Origin of the sequence: Chryseobacterium metallicongregator (assembly GCF_031324065.1) — a bacterium.
In the GTDB taxonomy this organism is placed as follows: domain Bacteria; phylum Bacteroidota; class Bacteroidia; order Flavobacteriales; family Weeksellaceae; genus Chryseobacterium; species Chryseobacterium metallicongregator.
The window spans coordinates 783,679-795,999 of the sequence record NZ_JAVIXS010000020.1; the positions used below are offsets into that span (position 1 = coordinate 783,679).

11 protein-coding genes are annotated in these 12,321 nt (G+C 36.4%); 4 read left to right on the top strand and 7 right to left on the bottom strand.

The window, feature by feature from the left end; genetic code table 11:
• Nucleotides 1-97 precede the first annotated feature (97 nt).
• Nucleotides 98-1,744, bottom strand: coding sequence for an ABC1 kinase family protein (locus REB14_RS21465; protein WP_309523252.1), 1,647 nt, complete (start codon nucleotides 1,742-1,744; stop codon nucleotides 98-100).
• Nucleotides 1,745-1,955: 211 nt separating this feature from the next.
• On the opposite strand from REB14_RS21465, the gene REB14_RS21470 reads away from it, so the two are divergent.
• Complete coding sequence (locus REB14_RS21470; RefSeq protein WP_167595386.1) at nucleotides 1,956-2,126, top strand: hypothetical protein; 171 nt, start codon at nucleotides 1,956-1,958, stop codon at nucleotides 2,124-2,126.
• Nucleotides 2,127-2,361: 235 nt separating this feature from the next.
• On the top strand, nucleotides 2,362-3,006 hold the full coding sequence (locus REB14_RS21475; protein WP_309523253.1) for a hypothetical protein: 645 nt from the start codon (nucleotides 2,362-2,364) through the stop codon (nucleotides 3,004-3,006).
• Nucleotides 3,007-3,067: 61 nt separating this feature from the next.
• Here the strand turns inward: REB14_RS21475 and REB14_RS21480 are convergent, their stop codons facing one another.
• Nucleotides 3,068-4,576, bottom strand: coding sequence for a carbon-nitrogen hydrolase family protein (locus tag REB14_RS21480; protein WP_309523254.1), 1,509 nt, complete (start codon nucleotides 4,574-4,576; stop codon nucleotides 3,068-3,070).
• Between the two features lie 89 nt (nucleotides 4,577-4,665).
• Here REB14_RS21480 and REB14_RS21485 point away from each other — a divergent pair, with 89 nt between their 5' ends.
• Nucleotides 4,666-5,052 (top strand): hypothetical protein, encoded by a 387-nt coding sequence (locus tag REB14_RS21485; RefSeq protein ID WP_079241173.1) that lies wholly within the window; start codon nucleotides 4,666-4,668, stop codon nucleotides 5,050-5,052.
• A gap of 356 nt (nucleotides 5,053-5,408) precedes the next feature.
• Nucleotides 5,409-5,711: a hypothetical protein gene (locus REB14_RS21490; RefSeq protein ID WP_309523255.1), complete on the top strand. Its 303-nt coding sequence runs from the start codon at nucleotides 5,409-5,411 to the stop codon at nucleotides 5,709-5,711.
• A 54-nt stretch (nucleotides 5,712-5,765) separates the two neighbouring features.
• Here the strand turns inward: REB14_RS21490 and guaA are convergent, their stop codons facing one another.
• The 5 genes from guaA to purM form a co-directional block, all read right to left on the bottom strand.
• A complete protein-coding gene (guaA, locus tag REB14_RS21495) occupies nucleotides 5,766-7,295 on the bottom strand; it encodes a glutamine-hydrolyzing GMP synthase (RefSeq protein ID WP_034696325.1) in 1,530 nt (509 codons plus the stop codon).
• 171 nt (nucleotides 7,296-7,466) lie between these two features.
• Entirely contained in the window at nucleotides 7,467-8,705 is a 1,239-nt protein-coding gene (gene purD, locus REB14_RS21500) for a phosphoribosylamine--glycine ligase (RefSeq protein ID WP_079241171.1), read from the bottom strand.
• A 90-nt stretch (nucleotides 8,706-8,795) separates the two neighbouring features.
• Nucleotides 8,796-10,313 carry a bifunctional phosphoribosylaminoimidazolecarboxamide formyltransferase/IMP cyclohydrolase gene (purH, locus tag REB14_RS21505; RefSeq protein WP_079241170.1) on the bottom strand — a complete coding sequence of 506 codons (1,518 nt, stop codon included), beginning with the start codon at nucleotides 10,311-10,313 and terminating at the stop codon, nucleotides 8,796-8,798.
• A 116-nt stretch (nucleotides 10,314-10,429) separates the two neighbouring features.
• Nucleotides 10,430-10,996: a phosphoribosylglycinamide formyltransferase gene (purN, locus tag REB14_RS21510; protein ID WP_079243889.1), complete on the bottom strand. Its 567-nt coding sequence runs from the start codon at nucleotides 10,994-10,996 to the stop codon at nucleotides 10,430-10,432.
• A 99-nt stretch (nucleotides 10,997-11,095) separates the two neighbouring features.
• Nucleotides 11,096-12,088: a phosphoribosylformylglycinamidine cyclo-ligase gene (gene purM, locus REB14_RS21515; RefSeq protein ID WP_079241169.1), complete on the bottom strand. Its 993-nt coding sequence runs from the start codon at nucleotides 12,086-12,088 to the stop codon at nucleotides 11,096-11,098.
• Nucleotides 12,089-12,321: the final 233 nt, after the last annotated feature.

Consider the following 12,321-nt stretch of genomic DNA (forward strand, 5'->3'; position numbering starts at 1 on the left):
GATTCGGGTTACGGGGTGCGAGTTGCGGGATGCGGGATGCGGGATGCGAGTTTCGAGATGTGGGGTTTAGGGTTTCAAGTTTTTGAATTTTCCGGGTTTACTTTCTGGTCACTCTCAATAAGAGTATGAGCACTAAAATGATTGAAAAAATAAAGCCCAGAACTGCTACCAAAGATAATTCTCCGATTCTTGGTCCGGATTCGGAAGAAAAAACAATAGCTGTAGCAATGATATTTGCTCCTAAAACCATAGCCAGAATCAGATTGATGACACTGGATTTGATCAGTTGGTTGGTTTTATCTATATTTTTGATTTCACTGGAAACCGTAAATTTATTTTCATCTAGTTTTTGAAGAACGGAACGGAGCTCTTTCGGGATTTCATCCACATTGTCAGTGAAATTCATCATACGGTCCATCCCTGTTTTTAAAAGATTTTTAGGACTGATTTTCTTGGTAAAAATCTTTTTGGTGTAAGGATGAAGACTTTTAACAATATCAAGATCAGGATTAATACTTCTTCCCACTCCTTCTATCAGGCTGATTCCTTTGAACAGAAGATAGAAATAATCCGGCATATAAAGCCTGTTGTCTTTCAATATATCCTTCATCTTGTTGATGATCACCTGCACATTGATGTCCTGTAATGACGAACTGTGAACAAAATTCAGAATATCATCCACATCATTTTCAAATCTTCTTTCGTCAGGAATTTCATAGCTTATCGCCATTTTTTTGAGTGAACGGACTATTTTATGCGAATTTTTAGCAACAAAACTGACAATAAGATTTTCAAGAATTTCTTTATCATTGGGCTGAATCTTTCCTACTGCCCCGAAATCAATGAAAACAATTTTGCCGTCTTTTCTCACTAAAATATTTCCGGCATGAGGATCAGCATGGAAAAATCCATAGTCTAAAATCTGCGATACAAAAAGCCTTAACCCTGCTTCTGAAACTTTCACCGGATCAATATCATTCGCCAGCAGAACAGATTTATCGGTAACCTTAATCCCATCAATAAACTCCATACAAAGAATATTGTTGTTTGAAAATTCTTCATAGACTTTAGGAACATATGTTTCTTTATTGTTCTTAAAATTCAGTCGGAACTGCTGGATATTATTTTTTTCATTGATCAGAGAGACTTCTTCCAGTAAAGACCTTTCGAAGGTAGAAATCGCCTGTTTCAGATTCAGTTTTTCTCCTATTTCCGAATAGGCAGATATCAGCTTTTCAATATCTTTAATCAACAGTAAATCATCTTCAATGACAGACTGTACATCAGGTTTTCTCAATTTTAAAATCACCGGACTGCCATCCATCAGAACAGCTTTGTAAACCTGTGCAATAGAAGCTGTAGCCAGAGGTTTTTTCTGAATTTCACGGAAATAATCTTTAACGGAAATATTAAACTCGCTTTCCAGTGCTTCTTCTACATCCATATCTACCATATCCACCTTGTCCTGAAGCTTTTGCAACTCCTGGATCAATTCCGGTGGCAATAAGTCTTCCCTATTACTGAATGTCTGACCCAATTTCACAAAAGTAGGCCCCAACTCTTCGAGTGCCAATCTTATTCTTTCGTAAACGGTACCTTTTGAAATAATTTCATCTGAATGACCAGAAGTTTCTTCCTGCTTATTTCCATTCATTCTGGCCAGAAGATCTTTGAATCCATATTTGCTTAATACGGAAATCAGTCTTGCGGATCTTTTCAGTTTTCTTTGAGGCTTATCAAACATAGTGTATCAATAGTAGGTGCAATTTACTCCAAAAATTGTTCCTTTATGAAAAGAATTATGACAATAACATCAGGATGTGAAATTAAAAATATCAACACATAACCAGTATTTTAAAGAATAAAACACAATCATAACAATAAAAAAACATCATATATTATAAAAATTGATATATTTACAACTTACAAATAAAACAAACCAAAAGTATTAAAACATGAAAAATTTACGCAACAACAAACTTTCAAGAGAACAATTAAAAGGGATTGCAGGAAATGGGATTATCATCCCTATCAAAAACTGCTCAAACCAATGCTGTCCTACTGATGGAAGACCAACATGTCCAGGATTGATTTGCCCTGCTGTAGTTTGCCCTGAGTATATGTAAAATCTGATTTTATACAGAACTATATAGTACCCGAAGAAATATTCTTCGGGTATTTTTTTTGCTCCAAAAAATGCTTACGTAGCCCAATTTATGGCATATTATTTCCATCTAAAACAATAGCATACAAAACACAAAAATCTATTGATCAAACCATTACATAATATAACCCGAAATAGAGAATTAAATACATAATCATATTCAATTAACAACAAACTATAAATATAATTACAACACTATGTTAAAAAAAATTATTTCAGCTGGTCTTATTGTATCAGCAATTATGTTTACCACCCAAGTAAAAGCACAAGTAGCATCAGCTCATTCTATTGCTGAAGTAGCCACAAAAGAAATGAGTTATCTGGGACTTACAGAATCACAGGCCAATAAAGTGACCGAAATCAATACAATGACCGCAGATGCCCTAATTGCTCTTGACAGCAAAGCCGGTAACAATAACAGTCCAGAGAACAACAAAATAATTGCTGACGAATTTGTAAGCATCATCGCTCAACGTCATCAGGCTATGGAACAAATCCTTACTCCTGAACAGATGGCAGTGGTAAAACAAGACAGAGCAGAAAAGATTGCTCTTTTCAGAACATTTCTTATGGTTCCTATTCTGGATCTAACTGAAAGACAGGTTGAGCAGGTATATGAGATCAACTTCAAAGGGGTAAAGGAAGTTCAGAAGGATTTTGGAAAGCGTCTTAACAAGAAAAATACAGGTCCGGAAGATGCTGACAGCAAAAAAGCAAAACGTGTTATTATCAATGATTTTAAAGCACTTGATAAAGATTTTAAAAAGATATTAAACCCTGAACAATATGAGGTTTATAAAAACAATCAGGATTTAATAAGAGAATCTGCTAAAAAAGGTTAGTTCGTTCCGTTTGGATACTTAAATATCTGCGGCAGCTCCATTGGAGCTGCCGCAGATATTTTTATTTAAGGTAAGTTTCGTAAAGGTCTTTTCTTCGGTCTTTCATTACCTGAACAGAACCGTTATGATGGAGATCTTTCAAGAGGTTCAGATCCACATCTACAATCAGCGTCATTTCTGTATTGGGAGTTGCTTCTCCTTTCACAGCATTGGATGGAAAGGCAAAATCTGAAGGGGTAAACACAGCAGCCTGTCCGAACTGAATATCCATATTGTTTACCTTCGGAAGGTTTCCTACACAGCCGGCAATGGCTACATAACATTCATTTTCTATAGCTCTTGCAGCAGCACAGTGTCGTACTCTCATATAGGCATTTTGAGTGTCTGTAAGATACGGTACAAACAGGATTTTCATTCCCTGATCAGCTAGAATTCTTGGTAATTCCGGGAATTCTACATCATAGCAGATCACAAGACCTATTTTCCCACAGTCGGTATCAAAGACTTTGATTTCATTTCCGCCTTTCATTCCGTAGTACCTTTTTTCGTTCGGAGTAATGTGAATCTTTCTGTACTCGTCCATACGGCCGTCACGGTGAAGAAGATAACTTACATTATATAAATCATTATTATCACTATCAAAAACGGGCATACTTCCGGAAATAATATTCACGTTGTAACTGATCGCTAATTCTGAAATCTTTTCTTTAATCTGCTCAGTAAGTTTAGCCAGTTCTATCATACTGTCTCTTTCGGAAAGATTGTTGAAAGGAGCCAGCAAAGGCGTGTTGAAAAGTTCCGGGAACAGGACAAAATCAGATTTATAATCTCCCATCACATTCACAAAGAATTCTACCTGCTCATAAAAGGCTTCTATATCTTTGAAAGTCCTCATTTGCCATTGTACCAATCCAAGACGGATAATACTGTCCTGCATGGTATTTGGTTTTCGGCTGTAATAGATATTGTTCCATTGTAAAAGAACTGCATTTTCTCTGGAAGCTTCATCTTCCGGAAGGTACTTTTTCAGGATTTTTATCGGAAGAAAATTATTGGAAAGCTGGAAAGACAGTACCGGGTCATAGATCTCTTTATCTCTTACCTTTCGGATATAATTTCTTGCGGAAAGCTCGTGGCTGTATTTGTGATAATTCGGGATTCTTCCCCCCAGAATAATAGATTTTAAGTTTAATAATTCACAAAGTTCTTTTCGGGCATCATACAACCTCCTTCCCAGACGGAGTTCACGAAATTCCGGATCTACAAAAACTTCAATTCCGTAAAGGACATTTCCTGTTGAACTATGGGTATTGAACGTATAATTTCCCGTAATATCACTATAGGTATGATCATCCCCGAATTCTTCGTAATTAACGATTATGGAAAGTGCCACAGCAGCCAGTTTCCCATCTACGGTGATACAAATCTGTCCATTAGGAAACATTTTTGTCAGTTTATCAATACTTTTTTTGGACCAAATGGACTCCGACATCTGCGGGTAGGCCCTTTTCATCGTTTCCGCCAGTTCATCATAATCCTGAAGGGTCAGGTTTCTTGTTTCTATTTGCATTTGATGTAATTTTACTTAAATTTAGGGAAAATATTTTACTTACATCCTTATACAAAGTACTTCCCAACTATTTTACACAAAATTTAACAGTGGATATTACCGAAACTTTACAAACAGCAGTTCATTCAAATAATTACTGGAAACATACTGATTTCATCTCAGTAGTGGAGGTACTTTCATTTCATTATGACATTAATATAGAAATGGATATAGAAAAAATTACGGCTCTGCACCTAGGAAATAAACCCATTGGATATATCTGTTTGAATTATCCTCTGATTTTTATAGAGAGTCAATATGCTTTACAAGTAACAAATCTTCTTCATATATTTCATGATATAGAATACATTATGGTCAATACCCTATCTCATCCATATCTGTCTGTAGATCCTGATATTTATAATGCTTATTTTGATTTTATGGAAAACCTGAATGCTTTTTCTGCTGAAGATTTTTACTTTTACAACGTAAATTAAAAAGGAAATAATATTAATATTTTATTAACTGATGAAGCCATACGCAGTAACCTTACTCATAAGTATTTCAATTATTTTTATTTTAAGAATTTTTTATGCAGACACATCAGTCAATGTTTCACATAATTTAAACTTGTTTTCAGTATCTGAAATAAAACCTCAGGAAGCAAAAAGTTTTATTTACTTTTATTTAATGGTGACAATGTTAGTAAATTACCTTATTTTTCATAAGCATATACTCTTCAAACTGGTATATTGCTTGTTAATTGCTTTAAATATTTTACTGATCATTTCTTCATTGAAACAGTTTTAATAAAAACAATTACCTAAATAAAGACATCATTATATCATAAATTATGGAAGAATTGATTTCTCAAAAAATTAAAGAGTACGATACAGAAATGAAAAACTTTGAAATTTCATTTACTGATCACTCATTATCTCTAGATGATTTAATTAGTTTATATAGATTTAGAAATGAAATAGCCAGCAGTGAAGATGTAAAAAAATTAACACAACAAATTCATGATAATTTCTGCCTGATCAAACAGCAATCTCACGAAAATATTAAGTTTGTTATTGCCAGATATGATGGAATCAGCAGCATGTTTGTTTTCAGCGAGGATTATTCTAAAATTTTCTCGGAGTTTGCATTTTAACAAAAAAATCCCACCCAAAAGGGCAGGATTTGTATTTAAAATTCAAGTCAAAAATTATTCCCACTCAATGGTTGCAGGTGGTTTGCTTGAAATATCGTAAGCTACTCTGTTGATTCCTCTTACTTCGTTGATGATTCTGCTTGAAACAGTATCTAAGAATTCGTAAGGAAGTCTGCTCCAAGTTGCTGTCATAAAATCGATGGTGTTAGCAGAACGAACTACAGCGGTGTATTCGTAAGTTCTTTCATCTCCCATTACTCCTACAGATTTTACAGGAAGAAGTACTACGAAAGCCTGAGATACCTTTTCGTAAAGGTCATTTTTGTATAATTCTTCGATGAAGATATCATCAGCTTCCTGAAGGATTCTTACTTTCTCAGCATCTACCGCACCCAATACTCTGATCCCTAATCCAGGACCTGGGAAAGGATGTCTGTATACCAGGTGGTGAGGAATACCCAATTCTTCTCCTACTCTTCTAACTTCATCTTTAAAAAGCTCTCTTAGTGGCTCTAATAATTCGAATTCCATATCTTCAGGAAGTCCTCCAACGTTGTGGTGAGACTTGATTACTGCAGATGGTCCGTTGACAGACTGGCTTTCGATAACATCCGGGTAAATAGTCCCTTGTGCAAGGAATTTAGCGCCTTCAATTTTGTGAGATTCTTCATCAAATACGTGGATAAATTCGTTTCCGATGATTTTTCTCTTCGCTTCAGGATCGTCTACTCCAGCTAGTTTTGAAAGAAATCTATCCTGAGCATCTACCATTTTAATGTTCATATGGAAATGCTCTCCATACTGATCCATTACTTTTTTGCCTTCATCCTTTCTCAATAATCCAGTATCTACGAAGATACAAGTCAACTGATCACCGATGGCTTTGTGGATCAAAACAGCAGCTACAGAAGAGTCTACACCTCCTGAAAGTCCAAGGATCACTTTGTTGTCTCCTACTTTCTCACGGATCTCCTCAACTGTTTTTTCAATATAGTTGGTCAGTTTCCAGTTTTTTTCTGAGTTACAGATGCTGAAAACGAAATTTTCAAGCATTTTCCCGCCTTCTTCTGTATGAGAAACTTCCGGGTGGAACTGAACACAGTAGATTTTTTTATCTTCATTAGCGATAGAAGCAATTACTCCAGATTTTGCATTTAATTCAAAACCTGCAGGCAATTCTCCTACTTCGTCAAAGTGGCTCATCCAAACGACAGAGTTCTGAGTCACTCCTTTTAATAAAGAGCTTTCTTTAACGATCTCTAAGTTTGCTTTACCGTATTCTCCTTTTTCTCCTTTGTTTACTTTACCTCCTAAAAGGTGAGCTGTCATCTGCATTCCGTAGCAGATTCCCAATACAGGAACTCCCTGCTCGTATAATTCTTTTTCAACCAGGTGAGCATTTTCTGCATTTACAGAACTTGGTCCACCGGAAAGGATGATTCCTTTTGGTTGTTTTGCTAAAATATCTTGTAATGGTGTATTGTAAGGCAAGATTTCAGAGTACACGCCCATCTCACGGATTCTTCTTCCGATAAGCTGGTTGTACTGGGATCCGAAATCTAAAATAATAATACCGTTGTTCATTTTGATAATTGATAAATGATGATTAATTATAAGCTTTAAGCAATAGGCTTCAGGCTATAAGCTTTCTATACTGCAATAAGCATACTGCCTGTAGCTTAAAGCTTATTGCTTATTTAACTGTTTTACAAAAAAAGACTTGGATTAGCTCCAAATCTTTTTTCATGATTTTTATTAAAACTTTCCGATGTCTTCTCTGTAGAAGCCGTAATCGAAATGTACATGACCTGCGTCTTCGTAAACTTTTTTGCGGGCATCTTCGTAAGTAGCTCCTGTAGCCACAATGTTCAGTACTCTACCTCCATTGGAAACCACTTTATCTCCTTTACTGATTGCTCCTGCGTATAACAGTTTACTGTGTTTCAGTTTCTCTTCTCCTGTAATTTCGAAACCTATTTCGATATTTCTTGGATAACCTCCTGAACACATTACAAGACAAACTGCCTTTTCGTCTTTAAACTTAAGCTCAATGTCTTTTCCTTCCATACAGTCCTGGATCACATCCAAAAGATTGTTTTCCATCAATGCCATCAATACCTGAGTTTCAGGATCTCCGAATCTCATGTTGTATTCAAGAAGGTAAGCTCCGTTTTTCGTTACCATCAATCCGAAGAAGATGATTCCTTTAAATCCGAAACCTTCAGCTTTAAGACCTTTAACAGTAGGTTCTAAGATATTTTTTTCAAAATCTGCATAGTGCTCCTGAGTAAATTCCGGGCTTGGTGCTACTGAACCCATACCTCCTGTATTAGGTCCTGTATCTCCGTTTCCAGCTTTTTTATAATCTTTAGCTGCTACACATGGGAATAATTTTTCCCCGTTAGAGAAAGCAATAATAGAAGCTTCAAAACCTTGTAAATATTCTTCAATAACTAAACGAATACCAGCATCACCATAGATTCTTCTGATCATGAAATCATGGATTGTAGCTTCAGCTTCTTCAAGGTTGTCACAAATAACAACACCTTTTCCGCCAGCTAAACCACTTGCCTTGATTACCAAAGGATACTGCTGTGTCTGCACATATTCTTTAGCTTCATTATATGAATCAAATACCACAGCTTTAGCCGTTTTGATATCATAGGTCTGCATAAATTTCTTAGAGAAAGCTTTACTTCCTTCCAGGCTCGCTACTTTTTGAGTAGGCCCGAAAACCTTAAGATCATGCTTTTTAAATTCGTCCTTGATACCCGCTACAAGAGGAGCTTCCGGACCTACGATCGTAAGATCAATTTTTTCTTTAATAGCGAAATCTCTAAGTTCTTTGATTTCTGATAAATGAACATTTTTCCCTATTACATCGGTAGTAGCATTCCCGTTGGCAAAAAACATTTTAGAAATTCTTGAGTCATTCTGAAGCTTTGCCGCTAAAGCAGATTCTCTACCGCCTTCACCTATGATTAATATTCTCATACTTTATATTATTATCTAGTCTTATTTTACAAATATATAATTTTGAATGCTAAAAATACAATCCCTAATTATTTTTTAATTCTATTTTAATTAGTGGAAAAAGTGTCTAACACCTGTAAACATCATTGGAATATTGTGCTCGTTTGCAGCCTCAATACTATCCTGATCTTTTACACTTCCACCCGGCTGAATAATCGCCTTGATACCTTCCTGAGCGCAGAAATCTACCACATCACGGAAAGGGAAAAATGCATCTGAAGCCAGTACCAAATCTCCGGAGAATTTTTCTTTTGCTCTTTCGATAGCCTGTTGAGTTGCCCAGATTCTGTTTACCTGACCGCCTCCGATACCGAATGCCTGAATTCCGTTGGAAACTACAATCGCGTTAGACTTCACATATTTTACTACTCTCTGAGAGAAAAGTAATGCTTTTTTCTGCTCTTCTGTAGGTTGTACTTCTGTTACCACTTTGATATCATCCGAGAAGTGAAGGTCATTATCCTGAACAAGGATTCCTCCGTCTACTTTCACCCAGGTCTGTTTGTCTGAAACAGGGTTTACGATTTTGATGATTCTCAGGTTTTTCTTTTTTCTTAAAATTTCAAGGGCTTCTTCATCAAATTCAGGAGCCATTACAATTTCAAGGAAGGTTTTATTTAATTCTTCAGCTGTTGCTGCGTCAATCTTATAGTTCATTGCAACAATTCCGCCAAAGATGGAAACCGGATCACATTCAAATGTTTTCTGGTAGGTTTCCAAAGCTGAAGTTCCGATTGCAACGCCACAAGGTGTAGAGTGTTTTACCGCACAACACGCCATCTCTTCTTTGAACTCAGTAACGACTTTCCAGCAAAGGTCCATATCACGAAGATTGTTGAAAGAAAGTTCTTTACCTCCAAGCTGTTCAAAGTCTTTCATCGCTCCGTTCTCGAAAGTAGAAACGTAGTAAGCTGCTGTCTGGTGAGGGTTTTCTCCGTATCTCAGGTCAGCTGCTTTTTTATAAGAAGCATTCAGATAAGTAGGATATTCTTCATCTAAAAGCATTCTGGAAATCGCAGCATCATACGCAGAGGTAAGGTTGAATACTTTTCCTGCAAGCTTTTTACGGGTTTCGATGTATGTATCCCCGTTTTGCTCCATTTCGATTTTCACTGCTGCATAGTCTTCAACATCAGTGATTACCGTTACAGAATCAAAGTTTTTCGCTGCAGAACGAAGCATTGAAGGGCCTCCGATATCGATAAACTCTACTTTTTCATGTAAAGAAATTTCTTTGTTTACATTTTCAAAGAAAGGGTAAAGGTTTACGATTACCATGTCAATCAGATCAATCCCGTGCTCCTGAACGGTTTGCATGTGCACTTCGTTGTTACGAACAGCCAGCAATCCTCCGTGAACTTTTGGGTGTAAAGTTTTCACTCTTCCATCCAACATTTCAGGGAAATTGGTTACCTCATCAATCTGAATAGGATTTAAACCAGCGTCTTTCAAATGTTTGAACGTTCCTCCTGTAGAGATCAACTCATAATTCTGAGCTTCCAAAAACTGCGCGAATTCAATTAATCCACTTTTGTCAGAAACACTGATTAAAACTCTCTTTTTACTCATTTTACTTTCAATTTTTTACTTTTTACAGCTATTTCAAACTGTGTCCGGGTCTTTCACCTCCGAACTTACTTTTATTTTACTTAGATTTTTCTATTTTTCTGTCAAAATTTTTGACATTATTTATTTCCCAGGACCTTATTGATCGCTATAGGAAATATCTCATATTCAATCTGGTGGACTTTCTGAGCCAGCGTTTCAGGAGTATCATCAGCAGTCACTTCAAAAGACTTCTGAAGAATAGATTCTCCCTCATCAATGCCCGGCGTTACAAAATGTACAGTCGCTCCACTCTCTACTTCTTTGGCTTCAATCACAGCGTTATGAACATGATGTCCCCACATTCCTTTTCCTCCGAATTTCGGAAGCAAAGCCGGATGAATATTGATTATTTTACCATTCCAGTTTTCACAGAATTCAGATTTTAAGATGGATAAAAATCCTGCCAATACGATTAAATCTGTATTTTCCGGGATGATTTTACTCAATTCGCTGCTGAAGTTTTTCCCTCTCGGAATCAGAACGTTTTCTATGTTATGATTTTTTGCTCTTTCCAATCCGAAACATTCTCTGTCTGCTACCACCAAAGTTACTTTTGCATTCTGGATTTCTCCTGAGTCAATAGTATCAATGATTCTCTGCAGATTGGTTCCTGAACCGGATACGAGTACAACGATGTTCTTCATATTTTTAATTAGCCCCGATTGCAGCGGCATCCTTTTTTTGAAATGGCTTTGTAAAAAAGCACTGGCAAAAAAGATATAGCGGAAAGCGGGATTAAGCTTCTAAAACTTTAAATTGATTTTCTCTGCTCCTTCAGTGATTTCACCGATTTCATAAGCGTCATCTAAAAGGTGCAATACTTTTTCAGCATGTTCAGCATCTACAACGATTACCATTCCTACACCCATATTGAATGTTCCGTGCATTTCTTCACGTTTTACTCCACCTCTTTTTTCAAGCTCAAGCATAACACTAGGAATTCTGATTTTTGTTTCGTCAATAGAAGCACAAAGTCCTTCAGGAATAATTCTTGGAACGTTTTCATAAAGACCACCTCCAGTGATGTGAGCAATTCCTTCTACTTTTACTTCTTCCAGTACTTTGTGAATATCTTTGTAGTACAGTCTTGTAGGCACTAAAAGTGTTTCATATAATGGTTTTCCTTCAAACTCTTCTTCAAAGTTCGGGAATACTTTTCTTACTAAAGAGAATCCGTTTGAGTGGAATCCTGAGCTTGGTAATGCAATGATTTTGTTCCCAGCTTTGATCTTAGAACCATCAATGATCTGGTCTTTTTCTACGATTCCTACACAGAATCCTGCAACATCATAATCTCCAGGCTGGTACATTCCAGGCATTTCAGCAGTTTCACCACCAATCAGTGCACAGTTGTTATCCTTACAAGCAGCAACCATTCCTAAAACGATTTCTGCAGCGATTTCTGAATCAAGCTTTCCGCAAGCCAGATAATCTAAGAAGAATAAAGGTTTTGCTCCGTGACAAAGAATATCGTTGGCACACATTGCGAAACAATCTACCCCGATAGAATCATATTTTTTGGTATCTAAAGCTACTTTCAGCTTTGTTCCTACTCCATCTGTTCCTGATACAAGAACCGGATTTTTGTATCCTCCGATTTCATAGAAAGCACCAAAACTCCCCAAGTGGTTCAGTACATTGGAATTGTGGGTTTCACCGACCGCCTTTTTGATCTTGTCAACCGTTTTGTATCCTTCTTCTTTGTCTACTCCTGCTGATTTGTAAGTGTTGCTCATGTCTGCTTAGATTTTTAGATTTCAGATTCAGATTTCAGATGATTTATTGTCTTGCATCTGACGCCTTGTGTCTTCTTATCTTTTAATATTTCAATTACTTTTATACTCGATTTTAGAAAACAAAAAAGCCGACAATCTTTTCAGATTATCGGCCGTTATTTTATCTCAGAATTTCAGAGCCCACAACTTTCCCTTTATGAGAAAAACATTGTTTATAGGAGGTCTGAATTTTC

Excerpts from the sequence above, each read along its gene's own strand:
- purH (WP_079241170.1), bottom strand. The coding sequence starts at position 10,313 with ATGAGTAAAAAGAGAGTTTTAATCAGTGTTTCTGACAAAAGTGGATTA.
- purN (WP_079243889.1), bottom strand. The coding sequence starts at position 10,996 with ATGAAGAACATCGTTGTACTCGTATCCGGTTCAGGAACCAATCTGCAG.
- REB14_RS21465 (WP_309523252.1), bottom strand. The coding sequence starts at position 1,744 with ATGTTTGATAAGCCTCAAAGAAAACTGAAAAGATCCGCAAGACTGATT.
- REB14_RS21470 (WP_167595386.1), top strand. The coding sequence starts at position 1,956 with ATGAAAAATTTACGCAACAACAAACTTTCAAGAGAACAATTAAAAGGG.
- REB14_RS21490 (WP_309523255.1), top strand. The coding sequence starts at position 5,409 with ATGGAAGAATTGATTTCTCAAAAAATTAAAGAGTACGATACAGAAATG.
- purM (WP_079241169.1), bottom strand. The coding sequence starts at position 12,088 with ATGAGCAACACTTACAAATCAGCAGGAGTAGACAAAGAAGAAGGATAC.
- REB14_RS21480 (WP_309523254.1), bottom strand. The coding sequence starts at position 4,576 with ATGCAAATAGAAACAAGAAACCTGACCCTTCAGGATTATGATGAACTG.
- REB14_RS21475 (WP_309523253.1), top strand. The coding sequence starts at position 2,362 with ATGTTAAAAAAAATTATTTCAGCTGGTCTTATTGTATCAGCAATTATG.
- purD (WP_079241171.1), bottom strand. The coding sequence starts at position 8,705 with ATGAGAATATTAATCATAGGTGAAGGCGGTAGAGAATCTGCTTTAGCG.
- guaA (WP_034696325.1), bottom strand. The coding sequence starts at position 7,295 with ATGAACAACGGTATTATTATTTTAGATTTCGGATCCCAGTACAACCAG.